Source organism: Nocardia sp. NPDC004711 (genome assembly GCF_053601595.1).
Map to the genome: position 1 here is coordinate 28,974 of NZ_JBSGCB010000022.1, position 26,223 is coordinate 55,196.

The 26,223-nt window shown below is 68.9% G+C and carries 29 protein-coding genes and 1 pseudogene; 11 read left to right on the top strand and 19 right to left on the bottom strand.

Annotated elements, in window-relative coordinates; all coding sequences use genetic code 11:
* Positions 1-25 precede the first annotated feature (25 nt).
* A complete protein-coding gene (hemB, locus tag ACWEKS_RS23000) occupies positions 26-1,003 on the bottom strand; it encodes a porphobilinogen synthase (RefSeq protein WP_452341972.1) in 978 nt (325 codons plus the stop codon).
* 208 nt (positions 1,004-1,211) lie between these two features.
* On the opposite strand from hemB, the gene ACWEKS_RS23005 reads away from it, so the two are divergent.
* The gene (locus ACWEKS_RS23005; RefSeq protein WP_354846878.1) at positions 1,212-1,532 is read left to right on the top strand and encodes a hypothetical protein; all 321 of its coding nucleotides are present in this window, start codon (positions 1,212-1,214) and stop codon (positions 1,530-1,532) included.
* A 66-nt stretch (positions 1,533-1,598) separates the two neighbouring features.
* On the opposite strand, the gene ACWEKS_RS23010 is transcribed toward ACWEKS_RS23005, so the two are convergent.
* The 6 genes and pseudogenes from ACWEKS_RS23010 to ACWEKS_RS23035 form a co-directional block, all read right to left on the bottom strand.
* Positions 1,599-1,850 (bottom strand): hypothetical protein, encoded by a 252-nt coding sequence (locus tag ACWEKS_RS23010; RefSeq protein WP_379438188.1) that lies wholly within the window; start codon positions 1,848-1,850, stop codon positions 1,599-1,601.
* Positions 1,851-2,035: 185 nt separating this feature from the next.
* Positions 2,036-3,598 carry a uroporphyrinogen-III synthase gene (locus ACWEKS_RS23015; protein ID WP_452341973.1) on the bottom strand — a complete coding sequence of 521 codons (1,563 nt, stop codon included), beginning with the start codon at positions 3,596-3,598 and terminating at the stop codon, positions 2,036-2,038.
* Positions 3,599-3,729: 131 nt separating this feature from the next.
* Positions 3,730-4,737: pseudogene (gene hemC / locus ACWEKS_RS23020) on the bottom strand (hydroxymethylbilane synthase); the annotation flags it as partial.
* On the bottom strand, positions 4,734-6,122 hold the full coding sequence (locus ACWEKS_RS23025; RefSeq protein WP_452341974.1) for a glutamyl-tRNA reductase: 1,389 nt from the start codon (positions 6,120-6,122) through the stop codon (positions 4,734-4,736). The gene ACWEKS_RS23025 and the pseudogene hemC, both read right to left, overlap by 4 nt.
* Positions 6,119-6,883, bottom strand: a complete 765-nt coding sequence (locus tag ACWEKS_RS23030; RefSeq protein WP_452341975.1) for a redox-sensing transcriptional repressor Rex — start codon at positions 6,881-6,883, stop codon at positions 6,119-6,121. Before ACWEKS_RS23030 ends, ACWEKS_RS23025 begins: the two co-directional genes overlap by 4 nt.
* Before the next feature lie 323 nt (positions 6,884-7,206).
* Entirely contained in the window at positions 7,207-7,467 is a 261-nt protein-coding gene (locus ACWEKS_RS23035) for a glutaredoxin family protein (protein WP_364620173.1), read from the bottom strand.
* Positions 7,468-7,650: 183 nt separating this feature from the next.
* Here ACWEKS_RS23035 and ACWEKS_RS23040 point away from each other — a divergent pair, with 183 nt between their 5' ends.
* Positions 7,651-8,601, top strand: coding sequence for an HAD family hydrolase (locus ACWEKS_RS23040; RefSeq protein ID WP_452342074.1), 951 nt, complete (start codon positions 7,651-7,653; stop codon positions 8,599-8,601).
* An 82-nt stretch (positions 8,602-8,683) separates the two neighbouring features.
* Here ACWEKS_RS23040 and ACWEKS_RS23045 read toward each other — a convergent pair whose 3' ends face one another.
* From ACWEKS_RS23045 to ACWEKS_RS23085, 9 genes are all read right to left on the bottom strand, one after another.
* The gene (locus tag ACWEKS_RS23045) at positions 8,684-9,703 is read right to left on the bottom strand and encodes a lysophospholipid acyltransferase family protein (protein WP_379389234.1); all 1,020 of its coding nucleotides are present in this window, start codon (positions 9,701-9,703) and stop codon (positions 8,684-8,686) included.
* Positions 9,700-10,731 carry an NAD-dependent epimerase/dehydratase family protein gene (locus ACWEKS_RS23050; RefSeq protein ID WP_379389269.1) on the bottom strand — a complete coding sequence of 344 codons (1,032 nt, stop codon included), beginning with the start codon at positions 10,729-10,731 and terminating at the stop codon, positions 9,700-9,702. Before ACWEKS_RS23050 ends, ACWEKS_RS23045 begins: the two co-directional genes overlap by 4 nt.
* Positions 10,732-10,957: 226 nt before the next feature.
* Complete coding sequence (locus ACWEKS_RS23055; RefSeq protein ID WP_003402602.1) at positions 10,958-11,059, bottom strand: 30S ribosomal protein bS22; 102 nt, start codon at positions 11,057-11,059, stop codon at positions 10,958-10,960.
* A 192-nt stretch (positions 11,060-11,251) separates the two neighbouring features.
* Positions 11,252-11,494: a helix-turn-helix domain-containing protein gene (locus ACWEKS_RS23060; protein ID WP_045437601.1), complete on the bottom strand. Its 243-nt coding sequence runs from the start codon at positions 11,492-11,494 to the stop codon at positions 11,252-11,254.
* A gap of 212 nt (positions 11,495-11,706) precedes the next feature.
* Positions 11,707-12,525: a pyrroline-5-carboxylate reductase gene (gene proC, locus ACWEKS_RS23065; RefSeq protein WP_379399553.1), complete on the bottom strand. Its 819-nt coding sequence runs from the start codon at positions 12,523-12,525 to the stop codon at positions 11,707-11,709.
* Positions 12,526-12,610: 85 nt separating this feature from the next.
* Positions 12,611-13,507 (bottom strand): thioesterase family protein, encoded by an 897-nt coding sequence (locus ACWEKS_RS23070; protein ID WP_452341976.1) that lies wholly within the window; start codon positions 13,505-13,507, stop codon positions 12,611-12,613.
* Positions 13,508-13,606: 99 nt separating this feature from the next.
* On the bottom strand, positions 13,607-14,527 hold the full coding sequence (locus ACWEKS_RS23075; protein WP_452342075.1) for a sugar phosphate isomerase/epimerase family protein: 921 nt from the start codon (positions 14,525-14,527) through the stop codon (positions 13,607-13,609).
* A 22-nt stretch (positions 14,528-14,549) separates the two neighbouring features.
* Positions 14,550-16,280, bottom strand: coding sequence for a hypothetical protein (locus ACWEKS_RS23080; protein WP_452341977.1), 1,731 nt, complete (start codon positions 16,278-16,280; stop codon positions 14,550-14,552).
* On the bottom strand, positions 16,277-17,269 hold the full coding sequence (locus ACWEKS_RS23085; RefSeq protein WP_379389230.1) for a Ppx/GppA phosphatase family protein: 993 nt from the start codon (positions 17,267-17,269) through the stop codon (positions 16,277-16,279). The genes ACWEKS_RS23080 and ACWEKS_RS23085 overlap by 4 nt, the downstream gene beginning before the upstream one ends.
* A 65-nt stretch (positions 17,270-17,334) precedes the next feature.
* On the opposite strand from ACWEKS_RS23085, the gene ACWEKS_RS23090 reads away from it, so the two are divergent.
* The 7 genes from ACWEKS_RS23090 (at position 17,335) to ACWEKS_RS23120 (ending at position 22,155) form a co-directional block, all read left to right on the top strand.
* Positions 17,335-18,255, top strand: a complete 921-nt coding sequence (locus ACWEKS_RS23090; RefSeq protein ID WP_452341978.1) for a hypothetical protein — start codon at positions 17,335-17,337, stop codon at positions 18,253-18,255.
* Between the two features lie 107 nt (positions 18,256-18,362).
* Positions 18,363-19,145: a hypothetical protein gene (locus tag ACWEKS_RS23095; RefSeq protein WP_452341979.1), complete on the top strand. Its 783-nt coding sequence runs from the start codon at positions 18,363-18,365 to the stop codon at positions 19,143-19,145.
* A gap of 34 nt (positions 19,146-19,179) precedes the next feature.
* On the top strand, positions 19,180-19,797 hold the full coding sequence (locus tag ACWEKS_RS23100; protein ID WP_452341980.1) for a hypothetical protein: 618 nt from the start codon (positions 19,180-19,182) through the stop codon (positions 19,795-19,797).
* 55 nt (positions 19,798-19,852) lie between these two features.
* Positions 19,853-20,398, top strand: coding sequence for a hypothetical protein (locus ACWEKS_RS23105; RefSeq protein ID WP_452341981.1), 546 nt, complete (start codon positions 19,853-19,855; stop codon positions 20,396-20,398).
* A 177-nt stretch (positions 20,399-20,575) separates the two neighbouring features.
* Positions 20,576-21,031, top strand: coding sequence for an Ig-like domain-containing protein (locus ACWEKS_RS23110; protein ID WP_452341982.1), 456 nt, complete (start codon positions 20,576-20,578; stop codon positions 21,029-21,031).
* A gap of 22 nt (positions 21,032-21,053) precedes the next feature.
* Positions 21,054-21,542, top strand: coding sequence for a hypothetical protein (locus ACWEKS_RS23115; RefSeq protein ID WP_452341983.1), 489 nt, complete (start codon positions 21,054-21,056; stop codon positions 21,540-21,542).
* A 199-nt stretch (positions 21,543-21,741) separates the two neighbouring features.
* On the top strand, positions 21,742-22,155 hold the full coding sequence (locus tag ACWEKS_RS23120; protein ID WP_452341984.1) for a hypothetical protein: 414 nt from the start codon (positions 21,742-21,744) through the stop codon (positions 22,153-22,155).
* A 105-nt stretch (positions 22,156-22,260) separates the two neighbouring features.
* On the opposite strand, the gene ACWEKS_RS23125 is transcribed toward ACWEKS_RS23120, so the two are convergent.
* The 3 genes from ACWEKS_RS23125 to ACWEKS_RS23135 all read right to left on the bottom strand — a co-directional run bounded on the left by ACWEKS_RS23125 (position 22,261) and on the right by ACWEKS_RS23135 (position 24,749).
* Positions 22,261-22,950, bottom strand: coding sequence for a response regulator transcription factor (locus ACWEKS_RS23125; RefSeq protein ID WP_154790977.1), 690 nt, complete (start codon positions 22,948-22,950; stop codon positions 22,261-22,263).
* Positions 22,947-24,197 (bottom strand): sensor histidine kinase, encoded by a 1,251-nt coding sequence (locus ACWEKS_RS23130; RefSeq protein ID WP_379389222.1) that lies wholly within the window; start codon positions 24,195-24,197, stop codon positions 22,947-22,949. The genes ACWEKS_RS23125 and ACWEKS_RS23130 overlap by 4 nt, the downstream gene beginning before the upstream one ends.
* 165 nt (positions 24,198-24,362) lie before the next feature.
* Positions 24,363-24,749 (bottom strand): winged helix-turn-helix transcriptional regulator, encoded by a 387-nt coding sequence (locus ACWEKS_RS23135; RefSeq protein ID WP_364620212.1) that lies wholly within the window; start codon positions 24,747-24,749, stop codon positions 24,363-24,365.
* 88 nt (positions 24,750-24,837) lie between these two features.
* Here ACWEKS_RS23135 and ACWEKS_RS23140 point away from each other — a divergent pair, with 88 nt between their 5' ends.
* Both ACWEKS_RS23140 and ACWEKS_RS23145 read left to right on the top strand, forming a co-directional pair.
* Positions 24,838-25,533, top strand: coding sequence for an NADPH-dependent F420 reductase (locus ACWEKS_RS23140; protein WP_452341985.1), 696 nt, complete (start codon positions 24,838-24,840; stop codon positions 25,531-25,533).
* Positions 25,534-25,580: 47 nt separating this feature from the next.
* Entirely contained in the window at positions 25,581-26,144 is a 564-nt protein-coding gene (locus tag ACWEKS_RS23145) for a TetR/AcrR family transcriptional regulator (RefSeq protein WP_452341986.1), read from the top strand.
* Positions 26,145-26,223 lie beyond the last annotated feature (79 nt).

A 26,223-nucleotide genomic window follows, 5' to 3' on the forward strand; every position in this document is an offset into this window, starting at 1 on the left:
CACGATCGGAACTACTCGGTCACGCTCACGACAGCCAGTGCGCGGCCTCGGTGGCCCAGTAGGTCAGCACCATGTCCGCGCCCGCGCGCCGGATGCTGAGCAGCGACTCCAGCACCGCGCCTTTGCGATCGATCCAGCCGCGCTGGGCGGCCGCGGTGATCATGGCGTACTCACCGGAGATCTGATAGGCCGCGACCGGCACCGTGGAGCGGTCTGCAACCTCGCGCAGAATGTCCAGATACGACATGGCGGGCTTCACCATGACGATGTCCGCGCCCTCGAGCAGATCCAGCTCCAGCTCACGAATTGCCTCGCGGCGGTTCGCCGCATCCTGCTGATAGGTACGCCGATCCCCCTGCAGCGAGGAGCCGACGGCCTCCCGGAAGGGACCGTAGAAGGCCGAGGCGTACTTGGCCGCGTAGGCGAGGATGCCGGTGTCGGAGTACCCGGCGTCGTCCAGGCCCGCACGGATCGCGGCCACCTGGCCATCCATCATGCCGCTGGTGCCGAGCAGGTCCGCGCCGGTTTCGGCCTGCGCCAACGCCATTTCGACGTAGCGGATCAGCGTGGCGTCGTTGTCGACCGCGCCGCTGTCGTCGAGCACGCCGCAGTGGCCGTGGTCGGTGAACTCGTCGAGGCAGGTGTCGGCCATGACCACGGTCGATCCGCCGACCTCGTGCACCAGCGCGCGCAGGCCGCGGTTCAGGATCCCGTCCGGATCGCTGGCGGCACTCCCCTGCGCGTCCTTGTCCTCCGGCTTGGGCACGCCGAACAGCATGAGCCCGCCCACGCCGGCGGCCACCGCCTCCACGGCCGCCTTGCGCAGCGAGTCCATCGAGTGCTGGAAAACGCCTGGCATGGAGGAGATCTCGTGCGGTTCGCCGATCCCGTCGGCGACGAACATGGGCAGAATCAGATGCCGCGGCTCCAGGCTGGTCTCGGCGACGAGCCGACGCATGGCGGGAGTGCGGCGCAACCGCCGAGGGCGGTCCATTCCGGTCATGTTCGCATGATAGGCCCGCCCCTGGACCCGGGTGCGCGCGCCTCCGCGGCCGGGCCGTGCCGCACCGTCACGGTCATCGGGTGGCATCGCCAAAGTCATTGTGAGCAGCCGATTTTGTCGGTGGGGACGGGTAGAATCGAAGATGTGTTCGAAGGAGTCGCGCTGCCGATGCGGGGTGCGAATCCGGATCGCGACGGGAGGAATGGTCGTGCTCGCAGCTGTTACCAGCATGTCCGACAAGGTGAACAGGGCCGGCGAAGTGCCGAAGAAGGGGGATGTGATCGATCACGCGTGGCGGCCGCTGTCCAAACAGCCGCTGCCCGCGGGGCGGCCGCGGTCGTGGTACATCTCGCACAATCGCAGGTTGAAGGCCATGCGGCTGGCCATCGCGCTACTGGACTCCGGATCCTTCAGCCCGGATCAGGCGACCAATGAAAACATCCGCCACACAGCGGAAGTCATCGGCGTGCACCGGCCCTCGGACGCCACCTGCCGCATGGTCCGCCGCCTGATGGCAGCGCAACGCTGACCACGGTGGAGGCTCTCCGAGGCCGCGCAAGAGACTTCGGAGAACCTCCGCCGCGCACGGCGGCCGCTAGGAGACCAGGCAGCCGGTGCCGGTGGTGCCCGGGGTACCCGAGCCGGTGGTCAGGCACTTCAGCAGGAATTGCAGCGTGTTCACGGCCGCGCTACCGGAGCTGGTGGCATCGATCGGTGCGACAGCGGTGGTCTGGACCGCGGCCGGGGCCTGCTCCAGCGGTACGGGCGCCGCCGACGCCGCGGCCGGGGACAGCACCGCGAGGGCGATCCCGGACATCGCGATCAGGCCGACTGCCGTGCGCTTCATAGACGTTCACCTTTCGAAGATCGAATGCTGAACGCAGCGTATGCATTTCGGGTCGAAATGAAACGCCAGCATTTTCATGGGCATCCGCCCAGCGAACGCGAAATACCACGGGCCCCGCATCCTAGTATGCGGGGCCCGGTTCCGGCTGACGAACACGGCGATACCACCGGGCCCGGCCGCGAGCGCTAGCGGCTGCGGCGGCTCTTCTTGCGGGGCGGGGGCAGCAGGCCCTCGGCGCGCAGGTGGGCGGCGTGCTCGGCGAGCGCCTCGACGAGCGGGCCGACCTGGGCGATCTCGGGCTGCACGTCCACGCGCAGGCCGAATTCGATTGCGGTCTCTGCCGTCTTGGGGCCGATGCAGGCCACGATGGTGCGGGCGTGCGGCTTGCCGGCGATGCCGACCAGGTTCCGGACGGTGGAGGACGAGGTGAACAGCACCGCGTCGAAACCGCCGGTCTTGATCATCTCGCGGGTCTCCGCGGGCGGCGGCGACGCCCGCACGGTGCGGTAGGCGGTGACGTCGTCGATCTCCCAGCCGCGGTCGCGCAGGCCCTCGGCGAGGGTCTCGGTGGCGATGTCCGCGCGCGGCAGCAGCACCCGGTTGACCGGGTCGAAAACGTCGTCGTAGGGCGGGAAGTCGGCCAGCAGGCCCTCGGAGGACTGCTCGCCGCTGGGCACCAGCTCCGGGTTGATGCCGAAGGAGCGCACCTTCTCCGCGGTGGCCTCACCGACACAGGCGATCTTCACGCCGCTGAAAGCGCGGGCGTCCAGGCCGAATTCGCCGAACTTCTCCCACACCGCGCGCACCGCGTTGGTGGAGGTGAACACCACCCACTGGTAGCGGCCGTCGACCAGACCCTTGACCGCGCGCTCCATCTGCGCCGGACTGCGCGGCGGCTCGACCGCGATGGTCGGCACCTCCATCGGGATGGCCCCGTGCATGACGAGCTTCTCGCTCATCTCACCGGCCTGCTCCTTGGTGCGCGGCACCAGCACGGTCCAGCCGTACAGGGCCCGCGACTCCCACCAGGAGGTCTTGGCGCGCTTCTCCACCGCCTTGCCGACCGTGACCACCAGCGGGCCGACCAGTTCGGAAGCGGCATTGTTCAGCGTCGCCAGTGTGGCGTCGATGGTGCGCTGCTGCCGGGTGGTGCCGCGCACGGTCACCGCGACCGGGGTCTGCGGCGCCATGCCGTGCTCGACCAGCGCCGACGCGGTCTCGGCCAGGTGCCCGGAGGTGGCGTGCAGCACCAGCGGGCCCGGCGCGGCCGCCACGGCCGCCCAGTCCACCTCGCCGCGCACATCCACCTCGGTGTGGCTGGAACCGATTTCGATGCCCGCGTAGGCGGGGACGGTGGTGCCGGCCGAAAGACCCGGCAGCACCTCGAAGTTCAGGTGCGAGCGGGTGACGGCGTTGATCTCGTGGATGACCGAATCGGTGGTCATCGGGTCGCCGGAGACCAGGCGCACCACGTCGGAACCGTTGCGCGCCTCGGCGATCAGCGTCTTGGCGACCTCGGCGGCGTCACCGAGCGCGGGACGCACGTCGACGGGACGGGTCCCGTCTGGGTTCTCCTCGACCGCGGTGCCGATCAGGGCGAGCACGCCCTTGTCGACATCGGGATCGGTGAACGCCAGCGTCGCCCGGCCGAGCACCTCGCGGGCCCGCACGGTGAGCAGCGCCGGGTCACCAGGCCCGGACCCCACGAAAAGGATCCGACCAGGATTCTTCTTCGTCACTCGGCTCACGGCTGCACCTCGCTAGCGCTCGGCGCAACCGTGCCCGAAGGCGCTGTGCTGATGATTCGCTCGCTGCGCTCGCTCATGGGTTGGTTCTCCATTGGGCTGGGATTGCTGTCGTCGGTGAGCTCAGCGGATTCCTCTGTGACGCTGAGCAGGTCGCGCGCCCCCAGCTCCAAGAGCTCGCGCGCCAGTGCGCGACCCAGGTCCGCGGCATCCGCGACCGAGCCGACCACTGAAGCCCGGATCACATCCGAGCCGTCGATCGCCGCCGCGCAGGCGCGCAGCGACAACTCCTCCACCACCCGGCCGTCGTCGTCGAGCGATTCGACGACCTCGGCCAGCGCACCGATCGGTGCGGTACAGCCGGCCTCCAGTTCGGCCAGCAATGCCCGCTCCGCGGTGATCGCGGCACGGGTGCCGAGATCGTCGAGAGCGGACAGGATGGTCACGAGTTCGGTATCGGCGCTGCGGCATTCGACCGCCAGCGCGCCCTGCGCCGGGGCGGGCAGCATCTGCACCGGTTCGAGCGATTCGGTGACGGCGTCGAGGCGGTCGATGCGGGCCAGCCCGGCCCGCGCCACCACGACGGCATCCAGTTCACCGGAAGTAACTTTGGAGATGCGGGTGTCGAGATTGCCGCGCAACGGCACGATCTCGATACCGAGGCCCAGCGCCTTCAACTGCGCGGACCGGCGCGGCGCGGAGGTGCCGACCTTCGCGCCCGCGGGCAGCTCACCGAGCACCAGACCGTCCCGCGCCACCAGCGCGTCGCGCGGATCCTGGCGGGCCGGGATGGCCGCGATGTCGAAGCGCGGATCCTGCGCGGTCGGCAGGTCCTTGTAGGAGTGCACCGCGATGTCGACCGTGCCCGCGGCCAATTCCTCGCGCAGCGCGGCGGTGAAGACGCCCACCCCGATCTTCTGCACCGGATCGGTGGCGTTCTGGTCACCGGCGGTCTTCACGATGACCAGCTCGGCCTGCTGGCCATTGGCGATCAGGGCGTCGCGCACATGCCCGGCCTGGGTCAGGGCCAGCAGACTGCCGCGGGTACCGATGCGCCAGGGCGCCTCGACGGTTCCGCGGCCAACGATCCGCTCCGTGGAGGGGACGGTTGTCTCGTTCTCGTGCACCATTGCTCCGGTCATGCGGTGTGCCCCTGTTCGTCGCCCGGGTGAGCGGCGGTGAAATCGTCGGCCAGTTCGCCCTGCAGGGCGGAGATCTCCATCGGCGCGGCAACCGCTTGTGCCGCACCGGGTTTCAGTTCGAAAAGCTCGCGCAGCGCCTCGGCGTAGGTGTCGCCGCCGGGCGTGGACGCCAGCTGTTTGACCCGCACCGTCGGCGCGTGCAGCAGCTTGTCGACCACCCGTCGCACGGTACGGGCCACCTCGTCGCGTTCGGTGGATTCGAGTCCCGGTAGTCGGGAATCCAGCCGGAGCAGCTCGGCCTCGACCACGTCGGCGGCCATCTGGCGCAGCGCGGCCACGGTCGGGGTGACCTCGGCCATGCGCTGTCCGGCAAGGTATTTCGCGAGTTCGTCGGCGACGATGGTGCGCGCGGCGGCAGTGTCGTCGGCGGCCGCGCCGGCCGACGGATCGCGCTGCAGCGTCTCCATGTCGATGACGGTCACACCCGGCAGCCCGGCCACCGCGTGGTCCACATCGCGGGGCAGGCCCAGATCGCAGATGACCAGCTCCTCCGAGCCGGTCTTGGCGGCCAGCGCGCGATGCACGTCCGCCAGCGTCACCACGGTGCCGACCGCACCGGTACAGGTGACCACCACATCGGCGGCGGCCATCGCCTCGGCCAGCCGGTCCATCTCGATGGCCTCGGCCGGCACGCCGTGCATGGTGGTGGCCGTATTGGCCAGGCGCTGCGCCTTTTCCAGCGTCCGGTTCACCACCAGGATCTTCGCCGCCCCGCCGCGCGCCAGCTGCGCCACCGCGAGCCCGCCCATGGCGCCCGCACCCAGCACCAGCGCGGTGCGGCCCGCCAGCGGACCCAGCACCATGCGCGCGCGATCCAGCGCCACCGACACCACCGACGCGCCCGCGCGGTCGATCCCGGTCTCGGAGTGCACCCGCTTGCCCACCCGCAGCGCGTGCTGGGCCAGCTCGTGCAGGGTGCGCCCGGCGGCCTGCTGCGCGTCGGAGGCGGCGTAGGCGGCGCGGATCTGGCTCAGCACCTGCTGCTCGCCGACCACCATGGAGTCCAGGCCCGAGGCCACCGCGAACAGGTGCTCCGCCGCGGCCTCCGCGTAGCGCACGTACGCGTGCTTGGTGAGCTCCGGCAGCGGCAGACCCGAATGCTTGGTGAGCAATTCGCCGATCTCGCCCAGCGCCGGGTGGAAGGCGTCGACGACCGCGTAGACCTCGATGCGGTTGCAGGTGGAGACGATCATCGCCTCGGAGACGTGGCTGGAGGCCAGCATCTTGTCGGTCAGCTTGGGCCGGTCGGTCTCCGTGATGGCGATCTTCTCGAGCACCGACACCGGTGCGCTGCGATGCGAGATCCCGACGAGAAGCACACTCATGGCTGGACCACCGCTCCCTTGCTGGTTGTCATCGGTACCCGGGGCATCAGGCTCCCGGCGGCCGCGCTCATCGCTTCCTCTGCGGCCGATTCCGCGCTGCGGGCCCGCTCGAACGACAGCAATTGCATCTCCACCGCGAGATCGACGCGCCGCACCTCGACGGTGGCGGGGGCCTCGAGCGCCAGGGCGGAGAAGCTCAGAATGCACTGCATGCCGGCCTCGACCAGCAGATCGCAGACGCCCTGCGCGGCCGCGTCCGGCACCGCGATGACGGCGATGGTGGGCTCCAGAGTGTCCATGGCATCGGTCAATTCGGCGACATCGCGAACGACCAGTCCGCACACCGTCGTGCCGATCACCGCCGGATCGTTGTCGAACAGCCCGACCATGGCGAAACCGCGGCGGCGGAAACCGCCGTAGCCGACCAGCGCCCGGCCCAGATGGCCGGCTCCGACCAGCACCACCCGGTGCCCCTCGGACAGGCCGAGCACATCCTCGATGCGGTCGCGCAGCTTGATCACGTCATAGCCCACGCCGCGAACACCATTGGGTCCCAGGAAGGAAAGATCCTTGCGCAACTTCGCCGAACCGACACCCGCCGCGACAGCCAGTTCCTCACTCGATACGATGGCTACACCGTCGTCGGCGAGTACGGCGAGCACGCGGAGATAGGTGGCCAGCCGGGCCACCGTGGCCTGCGGGATGTCCTTCTGCAGAGCCTTGGAGACGCCAGTCGGCGGCGTCTCGTGCTGCTCTGTCACGTCGCTTGCGCTCCTCGTCCGGCCGGGGGTGAGTGTCCGGGTTCTTTTGTCGACCCGACGCCGGGAGACCGTCGCGGTCCTTGCAGGCGAGGTCGAGTCAGGTTCAGGGGGTCGCTTCCGCTGCCCGAGAAGGCGGGTTGCGTGCCACCACCGTAACCGCTTGTGAAGCCCTGCACAAAGTCGGTGAATTCAGTCACTTTGCGGCGGGCTCCGGCCCCGGCTTCATTCAACCCTCATCAGCGCGAACCCGCTACGCAACACACCGGTGGGAAGGGGGCCGAGGAGGCCCGCCGTCGCGAACCCCGAAAAGCCCCTATTACGCCTTATTTCGCGAGGTCGGCACGTAGTCGCGGCTCGTCCACGTCGAAATAGCTGTGCTCGCGCCCATCCAGTAGCACGACCGGCAGCCGGTCGCCGTATTCGGCGCGCAGGCCCGGATCGGTGGCGGCGGCCTCGTCCACGTCCACGGTCGCGACCTCGATGCCGAACTCGGAGCAGATCGGCCGCAATTGTTCCAGTGCCGTGTGGCACAGGCCGCAGCCGCTGCGGGTCAACAGAGTCACAGCATGTGTCGAATCGCTCATAGCCACCATCTAACAACTCTCCGATATGTCGTTCACCGTCTACGTTGCGGCCACCCCCGGGCGTTACTGTGGACTTGTTCGCGCTAACAGGCGGAGGTACTGGTGCCGGAACGTTCGAAAGAGCAGGGGACGGGCTTCATCGCGGGCCGCTTCGGGGAATTCCCGGCGCGCTGGGGTCAGGGCCTGCAGGATCTGCAGGATCAGTTCACTCGCATCACCCGCAGTCCGTTCGGTCCCAGCGAGGAAGAGGTCCGCGCCAACCTGGCCGGCGAGGCCAGCGCCGACGCCGCCATCGCCCTGCACGACGCCGAACTCGCGCTGCGGGACGAAGGCACGCCGCCTCTCGCGGTCCCCCGCGACCTCACCGCCGCCGCCTTCTTCGACGTCGACAACACCATGGTGCAGGGCGCGTCCATCGTGCACTTCGCCCGCGGGCTGGCCGCGCGCAAGTACTTCAAGACCTCCGACCTGGTCGATATGGCCTGGAAGCAGGTCAAATTCCGGGTCACCGGCAAGGAGAGCCACTCGGATATGGCCTCCGGCAAGGAGAAGGCACTCTCCTTCATCGCCGGCCGCCCGACCGCCGAACTCGCCGCGCTCGGCGAGGAGATCTACGACGAGATCATCGCCGACAAGATCTGGCCGGGTACCCGGGCGCTGGCCCAGATGCATCTCGACGCGGGCCAGCAGGTGTGGCTGGTCACCGCCACGCCGGTGGAGCTGGCGCAGGTCATCGCCAAGCGGTTGGGCCTGACCGGCGCGCTGGGCACGGTCGCCGAGAGCGAGGACGGCGTGTTCACCGGCCGCCTGGTCGGCGACATCCTGCACGGGCTGGGCAAGGCGCACGCGGTGCGCACCCTGGCCATTCGCGAGGGCCTGAACCTCAAGCGCTGCACCGCCTACAGCGACAGCCACAACGACGTGCCCATGCTCTCGCTGGTCGGCACCGCCGTGGCCATCAACCCGGACGCGGACCTGCGCGAGGTCGCCAAGAACCGGGGCTGGGAGATCCGCGATTTCCGCACCGGCCGCAAGGCCGCGAAAGTCGGTGTGCCCACCGCCCTCGCACTCGGCGCGGCAGGCGGCGCGGCGGCCGCGGTGCTCTCGCGTAAGCGGGAAGCCAGAGCGAGCTAGCTCTCGAGCAGTTTCGCCAGTACATAACACGACCGGCCCGCTCCATTTCGGAGCGGGCCGGTCGCAAATATGTGCGAAAAACCTAGCCGGTGAAGGGATTCCGGCGTTTGATCAGATTCTTGTACAGCGTCCCCTGAATGGTTTCGCGGACCTGATCGGTGACTTCGAACATCGTCATCGGATCATCCGCGTCCGCGGGTTCGTATCCGGCGGTCGAAATCGGTTCGCCGAATTCGATGTACCACTTCGACGGGAAGGGAATGGCACCGAGCGGACCCAGATGCGGAAACAGCGGCGTCACCGGGAAATACGGGATACCGAGCAGGCGGGCCAGCGGCTTCAGATCGGCCAGTTTCGGATAGATCTCCTCCGAACCCACAATGGAGCACGGAATGATCGGCACGCCGGTGCGCACCGCCGCCGACACGAAACCGCCACGGCCGAAACGCTGCAGCTTGTACCGGTCCGAATACGGCTTGCCGATGCCCTTGTAGCCCTCGGGGAACACGCCCGCGACTTCGCCCGCGCGCAACAGCCTTTCGGCGTCCGCCGGGCAGGCCAGGGTGTGCCCGGCCTTGCGGGCCAGCCCGCCGACGATCGGCGTCTCGAAGATCAGATCGGCGGCCAGGATGCGCAGCGCCCGCTGCTTGGGGTGCCGGTCGTGCACGGCCAGCTGCAGCATCAGCCCGTCCAGCGGCACCGTGCCCGCGTGATTGGCCACGATGAGCGCGCCGCCCACCTCCGGAATGTTCTCGATGCCCGACACCTCGACCCGGAACCACAGGTCCGACAGCGGGCGCAGCATCGGGAGGATCACCGATTCGAGAAGGTGCTCGTCCAAACCGAATTCGTCGACCTGATAATCGCCGGTCAGGCGGCGGCGCGCGAAGTCGGCGGTGTAGCGGACCCCGTCCGCAACGGTCCCCCGGATCAGGTCGCCCAGCGACTTGGGCTGGCGCGCTTCGGCTTCGGCGAGCCGATCGGTCAGCGAGGTCACCGGGGTGAGCGCCGGTTCCCCCACCGGCCACGCCCGGGACGGCCGGCTGTGCCGCGTCTCGAAATCCACGTCGTGAAGTCGAATCACCTTCGCTACATCACTCATTGGTGTGCTCCCGTCCCGGCCCCGAGCAGGCCGAGAAGTTTGTTTTCTGCGGCGTCGATCCACGTGGGATCGATCACGGGCCGCAACGCTGCGCCCCCTATGAAGTCGTCGAACGCCTGCACCGTGGTCCAGCGCGGCTGGAAGCCCAGTTCGGTGCGCATCCGGGTGGTGTCCAGACCACACCCGAAATGGAAGTAGTCGATCTGCTCTGCGGTGAACTCCCGCATGACCGGGCCCATCACGGTCCGCCCGACGGTGCGGAAAACCGCGTACGGAACCGGCAATTCGACCCGCCCGGCCCGGCGGATGGCCTGCGACAGCGCCATCGCGCCGTCACCGGCCACATTGAAGGTCCCGCCCGGAGCCGTCATGGCCCCGTGGACGAGGGCGGCGATGCCGTCCTCCTCGTGCAGCAGCTGCATGCGCGGATCACGCCCGAGGATGGTCGGGGTGATCGGCGAACGGAAATACTGCACACCGCGTTTGGCCAGCTGCGGCCCCACGATCGGCGGAAAGCGCAGAATGGCCGCCGAGATATCCGGCCGCCGCCGGGCCAGCCCGCGGACGAAGCCCTCCACCTCGATCATGTCCCGGGCGAACCAGCCGCGCGGCGGCGTGCGCGCGCTCATTTCCTCGGTGAATTTCACCGGGTCCTTGGCGCTGCACCCGTAGACGGCGGAGGAGGACCGCACCACCACCCGCCGCACGCTGGAAGCCTTGCGGCACACCGCGAACAACTGCATGGCGCCGAGGACGTTCATGTCCTTCATGGCGGCCCGGCCGCCGCCCGAGGGCGGGCGCGACAGTGCCGCGGGATGCACCACCGTATCCACCTGATTTCCGTCGATAACCTTGCGGATCAACGGATTACGAATATCGGCGCGCACGAATTCGGCGCGGCCCATACGGCGCAGCAACTCCCGGCTGGGCTGTTTGGCGTCCACGGCGATGATGCGTTCGACCGCCGGGTCGGCCGCCAGCCGGGCCACCACATTGCCGCCGAAGAACCGGCTCGCACCGGTCACCATCACCACCCTGGGCGCCTGCCCGTCCCGAGTCCCTGCCACTCCGGATCCCACTCGCAGCCCCCATGTCTTGAATATCGCCGCTGTGTTATTCCCGCGCTCCCAGGGTAACCGGCGAGTAGGGACCATCCGAAGGGTATTAACCAGGATCTAACGATGACTTCAATCACCTGTGAAAAACGAAAGCCCGTCACCTGAGGTGACGGGCTTCCAGCTACGACACAGCGGCTTACTTGCCGAGTTTGCGCCGCTGAACACGCGTGCGGCGAAGCAGCTTCCGGTGCTTCTTCTTCGACATGCGCTTCCGGCGCTTCTTGATCACAGAACCCATAGGGTTGTTCCTCGCGTTCTCTCGGGTCATCCCCGCTTCCGCGGGGTGCACACTGTCTGACCCTGCACAGTCCCTACCCGATACGGGCCGAATGGACCCGGCGGCACCACCGGCACGTACAGGATGCCGGTCCATGCTACCGGGCCACTCTCCGGCGAACGAAACGGGTGGCCGATCGGTTATCCGGGTGTACTACCCCGCGTCGAAGTAGGACGTCTCCAGATAGTCGTGCACCGCCTTGGCGTGCACCCGGAAGGAACGCCCCACCCGCACCGCGGGCAGCTCTCCCGAATGCACCAACCGGTACACCGTCATTTTGGATACCCGCATCAGATTCGCGACCTCGGCGACGGTGAGGAACTGAGTTCCGCCGCCGATGACGGATCCTGCATTGATTGGGCTGTTTCCGGACCTCGCTTGGCTGTTTCCAGACATCATTGCGCCACTGACCTCCGGCACGTCCGCGCCGCCGGCTTCCCCACCGGCGGAACAGACACGCACGTGCTCCTTGAAGCTTAGCGGGACCAGTGGGATTGCTGCGACGGGTGTGAGAAATCAGCCTTTGCTGTGGCGAGTCGGCCTTCGGCAGCAAACTGGCAACCGAGCAGTATTGGAATGCGGGGAGCGCACTCGCCGCACCTTCAACGTTAGTCCGCGATCACGCCGAGTTCGGCGGAACGGCGTTTTGCGGCGTCCAATGCATCGTGGAAAGCCGAGCGCACCGCACCCCGCTCCAGCGCCCGCAGACCCGCCGCGGTGGTGCCCGCGGGCGAGGTGACGGCCGCGCGCAATTCCGGAGCAGACTGCCCCGACTCCTCGAGCAGGGCCGCCGAACCGAGCATCGTCTGCGTCACCAGCTGGGCGGCCACATCGCGGCTCAGACCCAGGCCCACCGAGGCGTCGATCATGGCCTCGACGATCAGGAAGAAGTACGCCGGGCCCGAACCCGACACCGCGGTGACGGCATCCATCTGCGACTCGGCGACCGTCACCACCTTGCCCACCGACTCCAGCATCTCGGTGACCAGGGCCAGCTGCTCCTTGCGGGCGTAGCGGCCGGGCGCGATGGCGCTCATGCCCTGGCCCACCAGCATCGGGGTGTTCGACATGACCCGCACGACCGGGAAGCCGGCGGGCAGCCGGGACTCCATACGCGCGGTCGGCACGCCGGCGGCCAGCGACACCAGCACCTGATCGTGGTCGTCGCCCAGTTCGGCCTTGCCCAGCTCGGCGACCACGGCGTCCACATCGTTCGGCTTCACCGCGATCACGATGAGGTCCGCGGACTTGGCGGCATCGGCGATGTCGTCGGTGGCGCGAATCCCGAACCGGTCGGCCAGCATTTCGGCCCGGGCCGGCACCGGCTCCACCACGACCAGATCCTTGTTCGCCCGCCCGGACTCGAGCAGACCGGCGATCAACGCCTCCCCGATCCGACCCCCACCGATAACCGCAATCCTCGTCATGGAAGTCAAGGCTAGCCGTCCCGCCTCTCCGGGCCTTCAGCGCACAGCCGAGGAGCGATGGCGTTGGGAACGCGTGCCGGCGGGGTCAGCGGGGTTGGGGGATGAGGGCTAGTTGGCGGCTCTGGGCGACGATGGCGCCGGTCGAGTCGACGACGAGCTGGTCCTCGTCGAACATGCGGTTGCCGACCTCGCGGCTGTGGGCGATGACGCGGAGCCAGCCGGGGGCCGGGCGGCGGCGCAGGTAGGTGGTGAGCTGAACCGTGGGGGCCCAGCCGAAGTGGCCGAGGTTCATGGGGACCGGAGGGCTCATGTCGGCGGCCATCAGCGCGAAGAAGGCGGCGACGTCGGGGTCCTGTTCGTCGCCCTCGAAGGGGCGGATCCAGAGGCGCAGGCGCGGTTCGGATTTCTCGCCGGCGAGGAAGCGGGCCCAGGCCGGGTCGATGGCGACCGAGGAGCCCTGGGCGACATGGACGATCTTGCCCATGGAGTTGCGCTCGTCGTAGGCGAGGGCGTCGGCGGGCGGTTCCGCGGGCATGTCGCCGGCGTGGTCGGCGGCGTACTGCGGGACGGCGTCGTCGAGGTGGCCGAAGGTGAAGGCGGTGTGCACCAGGGTGCGGCCGTCCTGGATCAGGCCGGCGTCGATGAGGGCGATCTGGCGGCCCAGCTTGCGGGTGCGGACCTCGTACTCGACCTCGCCGGGAACGGGTGCACCGAGGAAGTCGGTGCTGGCCGAGATGGGGAACATGGCGGCCTGTGCGGGCGCGGTGCGGCGCAGCCATTCGGTGGCGGCGGCCGCGCTGCCGGCGACCATGGTGCCGCCGTGCAGTTTGTCGCCGATGGTCCAGGTGGGTTCGATCAGGCCCGCGTAGCGGCCCAGCCCGGGAGTCTCCGCCTCGACCCCGGTCAGCGCGCAGACGCGACTGAACGGCGCGTTCGCCAGTTCGCTCGCCGATTCGAGATCGACGGTCAACTCCGTTGTCATCCGCTGTCCTTCCACTGTCGCGGTTTGTACAGCGTAAACGGACGGTCGGAGCATTCCGCCCCAGCGGTGGGATGAATCACGCAACCTTCGCCGAGGCTCTCAGCCGCGGTGGGCGACGGTCGGCTCGGGGGTGGGGGCGGGGGTGAAGGGGTTGAGGTGGGTGCGAGCGAAGGTGAGCGCCCGGTTGAGCATGGCGGCCCGGTCCATGGTGGTGCGGGCCATCTGGGTGTTCACCTCGATGACGGCCTGGCCGTCGAAACCGTTGTGCACCAGCATGTCGCAGAGTTCGGCCACCGGCTGGGTGCCCTCGCCCGGGATCAGGTGCTCGTCGGTCGCGGCGCCGCGGCCGTCGGCCAGGTGCAGGTGGGTGAGGCCGGATCCCATGCGGCCCGCCAGCAGGCGCGGATCCATGCCCGCGGTGGCGGTGTGCGAGGTGTCGAGGGTGTAGTGCCGGAAGCCGACGTCGGTGGGGTCGAAGGAGGGGCTGAAGGTGGTGATCGAGGGGCCGGGGCCGCCGCGGCGCTGCAGCCGCTCGATCGAGCTGCCGCGGAACAGGGTGTCGGCGCGCATCGGGAACATGTTCTCCACGGCCACCGCCACCGGGCTCGAATTCTCCAGTTCGGCAACCTGTTTCGCGAAGCCGTCGGCGTAGCGGCGCTGCCAGCGGAAGGGCGGGTGCACCACCACGGTGGCCGCGCCCAGTGCCTCGGCGGTGTGCACGCTGCGGGTGAGTTTCGCGATCGGGTCCGACCCCCAGACCCGTTGCGAGATCAGCAGGCACGGCGCGTGCACCGCCAGCACCGGCATGTCGTATTTGTGCGCGAAATGCTGCACGGTCGAAATGGACTGGCTGGCGGGCTCGGCCCACACCATGAGTTCCACGCCGTCGTATCCGAGCTCGGCCGCATAGCGGAAGGCGGCCTCGGTGTTCTCCGGATACACCGATGCGGTCGAGAGCCCGACCCGGACTTCCTTTCGACCCGCCCGGTCCTCGGTGCTCGCCCCCTGCGCTTGCACGATGTTCCCCACTGCTGCTCCCTGCTCAGTTCGTACTGAGTAGAAAGGCTAGCGGTCCGAGCGTCACGAAGACGCCTACGACGACGGCAATCACAGTGCTGAAGATGTCATCGGTGCGGCGCAGTACGCGTACCAGGGCGACCAGGCCGAGAATCACGATCATGGCCAGGGCCAGGGCCACCCACGGGAGCATTTCCCACATGCGCTCGAAGCCCTTGAACAGCAACATGCCCGCGACCGCGGCGCCCACACTCTGGCCCGCGATCATCAGCCATTGCCGGCGATGCTCATCGTCGTCGGAGCGGGCCGCGGCACGCGAGCGGGCCGGGGCGCCGCGGGTGCTCCTGCTGTTGCTCTTGCTCTTGCGGGCGAAGGAGCCGGCCTTCTGCGTGAGCGCGGAAAGCCGTCCGCCCAGCGAGGTCTCGGGCTCGTCGTCGTCATAGTCGTCGTAGTCGTCGAACGGCTCGTAGAAATCGGTGAGGTGGTCGTCGGGCTCCGGCTCGGGCGCCACCGCACGGCCGCGCCCGCTGCCGGGGCGTTTGCCGGCATTTCGCGAATTCCGTTCCGCGCGTTGATCATTGCGCTGCTGGGCGTCGCGGAGCAGATCACCCGCCACCGATTCCCCGGAGAGCAGCTGCTGATCGGAGTCGGCCAGCGACGACCACGCGGCGGTCGGCACCGCGGCCTGATCCTGGCGGTCGCGGACGGGATCGGCGTCGGGTCGTCGGTGCGCGGACCATTCCGGAAGCCCGTTGGCCGCGCCGTGGTCGACGCCGCCGCGGCGGTCGACGGCCGGGCCCTGGGGGGCATTCTGGACCTGCGATTCCGCGTGCCGGCGCGCCGAGCGCGACATGGGCGGCGCGGCGGGCGCGGCCTGCGGCGGCTCGAAGGGCGGCCGATCCTGCCCGGGGGTGCGCGGGAGCGGTTCGGGTCCCGGCACCGGCGACCACGCCGGGGCAGCCGACTGGAACTGGGTGCGGGCCGGGTCGCCGAAGGGCGGCTGGTCCTCGTACGGCGGCCGGTCGTCGAAGGGCTGGCGGACCGCGGGGTTGAACTGGGTGCGTGCGCCCCCGTCGCCGGGCTGGCCGGTGTCGCCGCGGAACGGACGCACCTCGTCGGTGTTCTCGTCGTCCGGGTCGTAGCGGCGCCGGCGACCGCCCTCGCGCGGCGCGGCGGGCGGGGCGGGAGGTTCGATGCCCGGCAACCGGCCCAGCGCGACATCGGAGTCCAGCGGGTCCGGCTTGCGGCGGCGGCCGCCGCTCGGGCGGGCCTCCGGTAGCGGGTTCTCGGTCGGCGGCCAGTCCAGACCGGCGGACCAGTCCTGGGACGGCTCCGGTAGGGACGGCGGCTGCGGGGCGGGGGCCAGCGGGTCGTAGTACGAGATCGGCCCGGAGAGCGGCGAATACGCGGGGTCCGGATCGGGTACCGCGTCGTACTGCGAATAGTCCGGCTTGCCCGATGCGGCGGCTACCAGGTCCGAATAATCCGGAAAGCTCGAATAATCAGGATGATTCGAGAAGTTCGAAGAGTTTGAATAATCCGATTCGCTCGGGGCGGGCTCGGCCACGTCCTCGTCCGGCGCGGCATGTGAGGACGATCCCGCGCTCACCACCGGAATATCACCGGTCAGTTCCGCGACGGAAATGCCACGGCCACTTCGACGTCTGCGCCCGCCGCCGCCGGCGGGGGCCCCACTCTGCTGGCCATTGCGCGCCAGCAGCTCGGCGACGGACAGCTGGCTTGAATCCTCGGTCATCGAGACACCGTTTCGATCGGGCCCGACAGGCCGCTGTCGGGGCCGCCGGTAATCGGTTCGCTATCCAGGTCGGTATCCAGTTTGCGCAAGATCAATCCCTCTCGCAGTGCCCAGGGACAGATTTCGAGCGTGTCCAGGGACAGAGCCCGCATACTCGCCTCCGCGACCAGCGCACCGGCCACCAGTTGCTGTGACCGATCAGAACTTACGCCTTCCAATTCTGCCCGGTCGGCGGCCGTCATTCTCGATATGAACGCAATCAGCTGCCGCAGGCCGGAACTGGTGAGAGTACGCCGCACCCGGGGTCCCGCAACAGAGGGGGCGGCGCCGGTCAGCCGGGCCAGCGAGCGGAAGGTCTTGGAGGTGCCCACCGCCAGATCCGGGCGGCCCACCTCGAGCAGCTGTTTGCTGGGCAGCACGAGCTCGGCGTCGAGCCAGTCGCGCAGCACCGCGACCCGGCGCTTGCCCGGCGGATCGTGGCGCAGCCAGTCGCGGGTCAGCCGGCCGGCGCCCAGTTGCAGCGAGAGTGCCACATCCGGCACCTCGTCCGCGCCGTTGCTCATCTCGAGCGAACCGCCGCCGATATCCAGATTCAGCATCCGCCCGGCGCTCCAGCCGTACCAGCGCCGCACCGCGAGGAAGGTGTGCCGAGCCTCATCGACACCGGTGAGCACCTTCAGATTGACTCCGGTCTCGCGCCGCACCCGGGCCAGCACCTCGTCGGAGTTGGTGGCCTCGCGGACCGCGGAGGTGGCGAACGCCATCAGCTCCACGCAGCCGGAAGTCTTTGCGATACTTGCGAATTCGGCTACCGTCGCGGTCAGCCGCGCCGCGCCCGCGGAGGTGATCCGGCCCTGGTCGTCCATGTTCTCGGACAGCCGCAGGGCCGACTTCGTCGAACTCATAGGCATCGGGTGTCCACCACGATGCGCGTCCACCACGAGCAGGTGGACGGTATTGCTTCCCACATCGAGTACACCGAGCCGCACAAGAACACGGTACTGGGTGAGTCAGGACTTCTGGCCAGGCGACTGAGCTGTTAGCGTTCCGCATTGTGACGGCAGGTGCATCGGCGAGCGGACCGACCGGGCTGCGACCAGCGGCGAAGATCGACCCGGCGCCCGAAGTTGAACTCGACTTCCCGCGGGAGTGGATCGAATTCGTCGATCCAGCAAATGATGAGCATTTGATCGCGGCCGATCTGACCTGGCTGCTCTCGCGCTGGACCTGCGTTTTCGGCACTCCGGCGTGTCAGGGCATCATCGACGGCCGGGAGAACGACGGCTGCTGCTCACACGGCGCGTTCCTCTCCGACGAGGAGGACGGCAAGAAGCTGCACCAGGCTGTGAAAATGCTCACGCCCGAGGACTGGCAGCTGATGGACAAGGCCGTCGACGAGAAGGGCCGGGTCCGCAAGAAGCTGTATCTGGAAGAGGACGATCTCGACGACGAGCCCGCCCTGCGCACCCGGCGGGTGGACGGCGCCTGCATCTTCCTCAACCGGCCCGGCTTTGCCGAGGGCATCGGCTGCGCGCTGCACACCATGGCGCTGCGCAAGGGCCTGGAGCCGCTCACTGTGAAGCCGGAAGTGTGCTGGCAGCTGCCCATCCGCCGCACCCAGGAATGGGTGGACCGGCCGGACGGGGTGGAGATCCTGCGCACCGTGATCACCGAGTACGACCGGCGCGGCTGGGGGCCCGGCGGCCTGGACCTGAACTGGTACTGCACCGGTTCGCCGGATGCGCACGTCGGCACCCGCCCGGTGTGGGAGGCTTACGCGCCCGAGCTGATCGAGCTGATCGGCCAGCCCGCCTACGACGAGCTGGCGCAGCACTGCAAACGCCGTCAGGGCCTGGGCATCGTGGCGGTGCATCCGGCCACGGCCATCGCGGAGGAGAAGGCCGCCGAGACCGCGAAGCGGGAGGCCGCGTCCGCGAAGAAGGCGGCCCGGAAGGCGAAGCCCGCGCAACAATAGCGGAGAACTAGCCAGTAATTTTCTGAAATCACCCAATTTCACATTCTCGCTCCCTTACTGTGCGACGGACCCCTACCCACAGGGGTCGCAGCACAGGAGTACGCAAAGTGAGCAAAATCCCCTTGGGCGGCCGCCATCTCGGCATCGGTCTCGCCGGGCTGGCCATCGCGACGGGCGCAGTCACCGTTCTGGCCACACACGAAGCCCCCGCCGCCCACGCCTCGGTCGACTCGGTCTCCATCTCGGGATCGAACTGGACCGTCGGCACCAGCTACACCCTCAGCGCCAACCTCTCCGGCGCCTCGGTCGGCCTACTCGTCTACTGGAGCGACAACGGCAGCAGCCTGAGCCCGGTCGGCAAGGTTCCGTGGCCCCCCGGCCATGCCAGCCTCGACTGGACCCCCAAGACCCCCGGGCAGCACGTCATCACCTGCTCGCAGGGCAGCACCACCCAGACGCTGATCGTGAACGTCGGCGACGGCACCACCACCACGACCGTCCCGCCGACGACCACCACGACGGTCCCGCCGACCACCACGACCACGGTCCCGCCGACCACGACCACCACGGTGCCACCGACCACGACCACCACGGTGCCACCGACCACGACCACCACGGTCCCGCCCACGACCACCACCGAACCGCCGACCACCACCACCGAACCGCCCACCACCACAACGGTTCCCCCGACCACCACCACCGTGCCGCCGACCACCACCACCGAACCGCCCACCACCACAACGGTTCCGCCGACGACGACCACGGCACCGCCGACCACCACCACTGAACCGCCCACCACCACAACGGTTCCCCCGACCACCACGACTACCCCCGGCGGCGGTGGCGGTGGTGGCACCGGCAGCGCCAACGGGCTGCCCTTCGGTCTCTGATCGAGACCAATTCCCCTGAAATCCAGGAGTTTTCATGAGATTCACCCCCATAGGGCGCGGCCTCGGCGCGGGTCTGGCCGGGCTGGCCATCGCGACCGGTGCGGTCACCGTCCTGACCACGCACGAGGCCCCGGCCGCGCACGCCAGCGTCGACTCGGTCTCCATCTCGGGATCGAACTGGACCGTCGGCACCAGCTACACCCTCAGCGCCAACCTCTCCGGCGCCTCGGTCGGCCTGCTCGTCTACTGGAGTGACAACGGCAGCAGCCTGACCCCGGTCGGCAAGGTCCCGTGGCCCCCCGGCCACGCCAGCCTGGACTGGACCCCGAGCACCCCGGGCCAGCACATCATCACCTGCTCGCAGGGCAGCACCACCCAGACCCTGATCGTGAACGTCGGCGACGGCACCACCACCACGACCGTGCCGCCGACCACTACGACCACGGTCCCGCCGACCACCACCACGACCGTGCCGCCCACCACCACGACCACGGTCCCGCCGACCACCACGACCGTGCCGCCCACCACGACCACCACGGTCCCGCCCACGACCACCACCACGGTCCAGCCGACCACCACGACATCGCCGGGCAACAGCGGCAGCAGCGGCGGCGGCACCGGCAGCGCCAATGGCCTGCCCTTCGGGCTCTGATCCGATTCCCACCCCAATTCCCTTGGGGCACACCATGAGAAGCAGAGGAGTACCCATGCGCAGCACACCTTCGGGCCGCGTGATCGGGGCCGGGCTGGCCGGCGTCACGGTCGCGGCTGCCGCCGCGGTCGCGGTGGCCATGTCGCCGACCGCGAGCGCCACCGTCGACGTGATCACCATTTCCAGCGCCACGCCCACCGTCGGCGGCGACTACACCCTGCACGCGTCCCTGTCGGGCGCGTCGGTCGGTCTGCTCGTCTACTGGAGCGACAATGGCGCCAGCCTGACCTCGGTCGGCAAGGTCCCGTGGCCGCCTGGTGAGGCCAGCCTGGACTGGTCGCCGTCCACCCCGGGTCAGCACATCATCACGGCTTCGCAGGGCAACAGCACCCAGACCCTGGTCGTGAATGTCGGCACCGGTTCCGGCGGGACGACCACGACCACGCCGCCGACCACGACCACCACCACGCCGCCCACCAGCACCCCGACCACCACCACGCCGGGCAGCGGCGGCGCTGGCAGCAATGGCACGGGCAGCGCGAGCGGCAGCGCGGGCACCCTGGTCGGCGGACTGCTGCGCGGCCTGTTCGGCAGCAGCTAGCAACCACCCGATTCGGGTACGGCGTGACGGGTTTTCCGGTGGGGCCCGTCACGCCCACCAGTACCAAGCGGACGCTTGCTTGATTATTTTTTCGAAATAGCCACGCTTCACACATCCGCTCCCTTAGGGTGCGGAAGCCCGCACACCTCCCCGTGGGGCAGCACAGGAGAGCAACACATGCGCAACACACCACCGAGAATCAGCGCGCGCCGAGCCGGCGTGGGGATCACCGGCTTCGCCGCCCTCGCCGCCGCGGCCGTGGTCGCGGCCCCCGCGTCCCTCGCCGCGGTCGACACGGTCAGCATCGACCAGACGAACCCGGTGGTCGACAAGGCGTACACCATCTCGGCCACCCTCAGCGGCGCGTCGATCGGCCTGCTCGTGTACTTCAGTGACAACGGCAACGAGATCGGCCCGCCCAAGATCCCGTCCCCGCCCGGACACGCCTCGATCAGCTGGCGGCCCACTACCAGCGGACAGCACATCATCACCGCGTCCCAGGGCCCCAACAGCCAGTCGATCGTCGTGCAGGTGGCCGACGCACCGCTCGGCTCGGGCTCCAGCAGCACCGGCAGCGGCTTCGGGCCCGCCGGCCCGCTCGGCAGCGGCAGCAGTGGCACCACGCCGAACTAGCAAGCGAGACAGGACTTTCCGCATGAGCACCATTCGTGCATCGAAATCAGCCCGCCGGATCGGCGCGGGCGTCGCGGGTCTCGCGACCACCGCCGCCGTCGCCGTACTGGCCGCGCCGCAGGCCGCCGCCACGGTCGACTCGGTCGCCATCTCCGGCAGCGCCCCGTACACCATCAACACCGGCTACACCCTCACCGCCAACCTCAGCGGCGCGGGCATCGGCCTGCTCGTCTACTGGTCGGACAACGGCACCAGCCTCACCCCGGCCGGCAAGGTGCCGTGGCCGATCGGCTACTCCAGCATCGACTGGAAGCCCACCACCGCGGGCCAGCACATGATCACCGCCTCGCAGGGCGGCAACACCAAGACCATCGTCGTGAACGTGACCGATCCGTCCCAGCCGGGCGGTGGCGGTGGCACCGGTGGCGGTGGCGGCACCGGCGGGACCGGCAGCGCGGGTTCGGCGCTGGGCGGCCTGCTCGGCGGGCTGACCGGCAGCGCCGGCTCGTAGCGCACCGGTTTCGTGCCCGCCGTCACATCGCGGCGGGCGCGAACGTCCCGAGCCCGGCCCGTGTCGTTATGTGACGCGATCGCGGGTGTCCGGGAGGTGAACAACCGGTGCGGCCGGGCGACAAACGAATCAGGCTGCGCAGAAGTATATTTCGCATCCCCTCCGGTCCGATGACCTCGGGATGTGAATAGCCCGAAGTATGCGCGACATCGTTCCGCTATTGCGAATTCACCGGAGCGTGTTAGACATCCTGGCCATGATCAAGAAAACTCTCGCCGTCACTGCGCTGGCCGCAGGCGCCGTTCTCGCCATCGCGCCGCAGGCGTTCGCCGACAACGCCGACCCCAATGCGTACAGCGATCGCACCGCCGACTTCGTCGCGTACAACGATCCCGCCGCCCTGGGCGCCAAGGATGCCGGCAAGCAGATCATCGTCAGCCCGTACGGCACCAGCCACACCATCGCGTGCAAGGGCAACGGCGCCGACGTGCCGTGGTACGGCTGCATGCAGCAGGACAACCCGGGCCTGGGCTGGATCATCCTGGACAAGCAGGACCTGCCGGGCCTCGGCCCCGCGTGGGTCGACACCATGAAGAACGACCCCAACGCCTGAGCACCGCAGACCGCCGGGGGCCGCACGAAGGACTTGGTCGGGAGTAAGCCGAACCCGCCCGCTTCGCGAATGCGAAGCGGGCGGGTTCTTTGTCGTCCGGGCGGGCTACGCCTCGAGCTTGTAGCCGAGGCCGCGCACGGTGACCAGGTGTTCCGGCTTGGCCGGGTCGGCCTCGATCTTCGAGCGCAGGCGCTTGACGTGCACGTCGAGGGTCTTGGTGTCGCCGACGTAGTCGGCGCCCCAGACGCGGTCGATGAGCTGTCCGCGGGTGAGCACGCGACCCGAATTGCGCAGCAGGTATTCGAGCAGGTCGAACTCCTTGAGCGGCAGGGTCACCGCCTTGCCGTTCACCTGGACGGTGTGGCGGTCCACGTCCATGCGCACCGGGCCGGCCTCCAGCACGCTGGTCTCGCTGCCGTTGTCGGGCTCCTCGCCGGCGCCGCGGCGCAGCACGGCCCGGATGCGGGCGATCAGCTCGCGCGAGGAGTAGGGCTTGGTGACGTAGTCGTCGGCGCCCAGTTCCAGGCCGACCACCTTGTCGATCTCGCTGTCGCGCGCGGTCACCATGATCACCGGGACACTGCCGCGAGCGCGCAGTTGCTTGCACACGTCGGTGCCGCTCATGCCGGGGAGCATGAGATCGAGCAGGACGATGTCCGCGCCGGAACGGTCGAACTCGGCCAGGGCGGCCGGGCCGTCACCCACCACGGTGACCTCGAACCCCTCCTTGCGCAGCAGGAACGCGAGCGGATCGGCCAGCGACTCCTCGTCCTCGACGATCAGCACACTCGTCATCGGGTTGCCTCCACACCGTTGGTTCTGGCCCGCCCGAGGGGGCGCGAGCCGTTTTCCTTCTTGGCCACCGGAACACCGGTGGCAAGTCTCTTGTCGACCTGCCCGTTGGAATCGGCAGGGTGGGCCGGGATACGCAGGGTGAACGTCGATCCGGTGCCCAGTTTGCTCCACAGCGTGATCTCACCGTTGTGGTTGGCGGCCACATGCTTGACGATAGCCAGCCCGAGGCCGGTACCGCCGGTGGCACGCGAGCGCGCCTTGTCGGCCCGGAAGAAACGCTCGAAGACGCGCTCCTGGTCCTCCTTGGAGATGCCGATGCCGCGATCGGTGACCGCGATATTGACGTAGCCGCCGCGCAGCGCCCGGCTCACCGACACGTGCGAGCCGCGCGGGGAGTAGGCGATGGCGTTCTCGACCAGGTTGGACAGGGCGGTCACCAGCAGGGTCTGGTCGCCGAGCACCTCGAGGCCGCTGGTGGCGTCGGTGGAGACGGTGATGCCCGCGGCCTCGGCCACGTTGCGGGAGCGCTCGATGGCCTGGGTGACGACGGTGTCGACGTCGACGGCTTCCAGTTCCGGCAGCCGTTCCGCGCCCTGCAGGCGGGACAGTGCGATGAGCTCGGTCACCATCTTGCCCATGCGGCGGGCCTCGCCGTGCAGGCGTTCCCCGAAGTGCCGCACCGAGTCCGGATCGTCGGCGGATTCCAGCAACGCCTCGGCCAACAGGCTCATGGCGCCGACCGGGGTCTTGAGCTCATGGCTCACATTGGCGACGAAGTCGCGGCGCGTGGCCTCCATGCGGGCCTGCTCGGAGTCGTCGTCCGCGAACAGGACCACGAAGTTCGTGTTCTCCTGCGAGAGCGGCCGAGCAACCCCTCGGACAGCGAGGCGGGCGCGGCCCGGCATGGGGATCTTGGCGGTGAGTTCGAAATCGACATCCTGGCCGCCGGCCAGCACCTGTTCCACCGCGGCCCAGGCGCGTTCGTCGAGCAGGCGGTCGTGGACGACGCCCAGCTCCTCGGCGCGCGGGTTCACCAGCACCACGTCCCGATACTGGTCCACCACGGCGATGCCGGACTCGGAGGCGAGCACGATCAGGTCCAGGACCTGGGACATGGTCAGCCCGGTGTCGGTGGCGGCGCGCAGGCGCTCCTGGCGAGCGTTCACATACGGAATGAGCAGTCCTCCGACGGCCAGTCCGACTACGGCCGCCAGGACTGCCAAAAGCACGGCCTGTGGAACGCTCACACTTTGAATCGTACGGTCGCCGACGCGGGGTCAAACCCCGGGTGCTGGAAGTTTCACGCAGGTCATGGGCACTTCCATCCTCGTTAGCCCGCCGTTTACGTAATGTTCGGTCAGCGTGTCTCGACCGCTGAGCGCCCTTGCGGCAACCACTTTCGCGATCGCGGATCAGTCCTCGGCGTCGCCGTAGAGGGCGGTGCGGACGGTGTCCCCGTGGCGGTCCGCCCACTCCCCCAGCGCGAAGATGGGGATGAGCAGATCCGCGCCCGCCGGAGTCAGCGAATACTCCACGCGCGGTGGGGCTTCCGCGTATCGGCGACGTTCCAGCAATCCCATCCGCTCCATGCGCCGCAGCGTCTGGGTGAGCATCTTCTGACTGATGCCGCCGATCGCCCGCCGCAACTCCACCGGACGCATCGGGCCCTCCCGAAGTGTGTAAACGATCACAGTCAGCCACGAATTGCCGAACACGTCCACGGCCAGCCGCGCGGGGCAATCGGATTCGAGCCCGCCGTACTCCGCGAATTCCACCGGTTCGATGATCTCGGCCGTCATGAATCCAGCCTGCCACCCCCATTGGGCACCCGGGAGTGCGCATCGGAATCCCTAGCGTCGATTTCACAAGCCAGACCAAGGAGTTCACATGCGAATCGGAATCATCGGAGCCGGACAGATGGCTCGCGCCCTCGGCGGCGGCTGGGCCGCGGCCGGACACGAAATCGCGCTCGGTGCACGCACTTCGGCCCGCGCCGACGCGGCAGTCGCTGTCATCGGCCACGGCGCACGAGCCACCACCATCCCCGACGCCGCTCGCTTCGGCGACATCACACTGCTCGCCGTCCCGGTCGACGCCCTCGCCGAGGTGCTCACCGTGGCGAACTCGGAGGACGCGACGGGCGTGGGTGCGGCGGACGGAACCGACGGACGGCATGCCCTGGCGGGCCGCACGCTGATCGACTGCACGAATGCCTTCGCGCCCGACAGCGGAGGGTTCACCCTCTCCGAACCCGCTGTCGCCGAACGGATCGCGGCCACTGTGCCCGGAGCCCGGGTGGTGAAGGCGTTCAATCTGCTTGCGGCCGAGGTCTGGGCGGGCCCGCACCGCGAGTTCGAGGGCCGCCCCCTGACCGTTCCGCTGTGCGGCGACGACCCGAACGCCGTGGCGACGGTGGCCGCCCTGGCCACGGACCTGAAGCTGCATCCGGTCCACGCGGGCGGCCTCGCCCAGGCCCGATACCTCGAAGCGACTTCGGCTTTCGTCGTCGGCCTCTGGTTCGCGGGCCACGACGCCCGAGCCGTGTTCCCGCCCTTGGAGTCCGCCTTCGCCGCTGCCGATTAGGCCGGTGGGCTTGCGGTGAACCAGAGAGTGAGTGTACGGTCACTCACATGAACAGGCGCGGGATCGCACTCTCGACTTCGGACATTCGGCGGGAAGCCGTGCTGGACGCGGCCATCACCGAGTTCGCCAAGACCGGATTCCACGGGACCCCGATCAACACCGTGGCCGCGACGGCCGGGATCTCCCCCGCGTACGTGTTCAAACTGTTCCCCAGCAAGGTGGAGTTGTTCGTCGCCGCGCTGGACCGGTGTTTCGAGCGGGTCGAGGGGGCACTGGCCACCGGAGCCGCCCGGACACCGGGCGGCGATCCGGAGCGGGTGCTGCACGAAATGGGCGGGGCCTACGCCGAATTGATCGCGGACAAGAGCCTGCTCATGCTGCAGGTGCACGCCCTGTCCGCGGCCGATACGCCCGATATCGCCACGGCCATGCGCCGCGGCCTCCAGCGCATTACCGACTTCGCCGAAACCCGTTCCGGCGCAACGGGTGAGCAGGTGCAGCACTTCATGGCCTACGGACAGCTGTGCCACCTGATCACCACCCTCGGCCTGGACGCCGGCGAGGGCGCCTGGGCCGCCACCCTGACCGCGGGAATCCGCCACTTCAACTGACCTTCACACGCCCTCCGACGAGGGCGTTTTCTTTCAACCACAGAGTGATTGACCAATCACACACTTGAGAGGGACACAC

Coding starts and splice junctions, on each gene's coding strand:
- hemB (WP_452341972.1), bottom strand. CDS start 1,003: ATGACCGGAATGGACCGCCCTCGGCGGTTGCGCCGCACTCCCGCCATG.
- ACWEKS_RS23010 (WP_379438188.1), bottom strand. CDS start 1,850: ATGAAGCGCACGGCAGTCGGCCTGATCGCGATGTCCGGGATCGCCCTC.
- ACWEKS_RS23025 (WP_452341974.1), bottom strand. CDS start 6,122: ATGAGTGTGCTTCTCGTCGGGATCTCGCATCGCAGCGCACCGGTGTCG.
- ACWEKS_RS23035 (WP_364620173.1), bottom strand. CDS start 7,467: ATGAGCGATTCGACACATGCTGTGACTCTGTTGACCCGCAGCGGCTGC.
- ACWEKS_RS23045 (WP_379389234.1), bottom strand. CDS start 9,703: ATGAGTGATGTAGCGAAGGTGATTCGACTTCACGACGTGGATTTCGAG.
- ACWEKS_RS23050 (WP_379389269.1), bottom strand. CDS start 10,731: ATGGTGACCGGTGCGAGCCGGTTCTTCGGCGGCAATGTGGTGGCCCGG.
- ACWEKS_RS23055 (WP_003402602.1), bottom strand. CDS start 11,059: ATGGGTTCTGTGATCAAGAAGCGCCGGAAGCGCATGTCGAAGAAGAAG.
- ACWEKS_RS23060 (WP_045437601.1), bottom strand. CDS start 11,494: ATGTCTGGAAACAGCCAAGCGAGGTCCGGAAACAGCCCAATCAATGCA.
- proC (WP_379399553.1), bottom strand. CDS start 12,525: ATGACGAGGATTGCGGTTATCGGTGGGGGTCGGATCGGGGAGGCGTTG.
- ACWEKS_RS23070 (WP_452341976.1), bottom strand. CDS start 13,507: ATGACAACGGAGTTGACCGTCGATCTCGAATCGGCGAGCGAACTGGCG.
- ACWEKS_RS23080 (WP_452341977.1), bottom strand. CDS start 16,280: ATGACCGAGGATTCAAGCCAGCTGTCCGTCGCCGAGCTGCTGGCGCGC.
- ACWEKS_RS23100 (WP_452341980.1), top strand. CDS start 19,180: ATGAGATTCACCCCCATAGGGCGCGGCCTCGGCGCGGGTCTGGCCGGG.
- ACWEKS_RS23105 (WP_452341981.1), top strand. CDS start 19,853: ATGCGCAGCACACCTTCGGGCCGCGTGATCGGGGCCGGGCTGGCCGGC.
- ACWEKS_RS23110 (WP_452341982.1), top strand. CDS start 20,576: ATGCGCAACACACCACCGAGAATCAGCGCGCGCCGAGCCGGCGTGGGG.
- ACWEKS_RS23115 (WP_452341983.1), top strand. CDS start 21,054: ATGAGCACCATTCGTGCATCGAAATCAGCCCGCCGGATCGGCGCGGGC.
- ACWEKS_RS23120 (WP_452341984.1), top strand. CDS start 21,742: ATGCGCGACATCGTTCCGCTATTGCGAATTCACCGGAGCGTGTTAGAC.
- ACWEKS_RS23125 (WP_154790977.1), bottom strand. CDS start 22,950: ATGACGAGTGTGCTGATCGTCGAGGACGAGGAGTCGCTGGCCGATCCG.
- ACWEKS_RS23135 (WP_364620212.1), bottom strand. CDS start 24,749: ATGACGGCCGAGATCATCGAACCGGTGGAATTCGCGGAGTACGGCGGG.
- ACWEKS_RS23140 (WP_452341985.1), top strand. CDS start 24,838: ATGCGAATCGGAATCATCGGAGCCGGACAGATGGCTCGCGCCCTCGGC.
- ACWEKS_RS23145 (WP_452341986.1), top strand. CDS start 25,581: ATGAACAGGCGCGGGATCGCACTCTCGACTTCGGACATTCGGCGGGAA.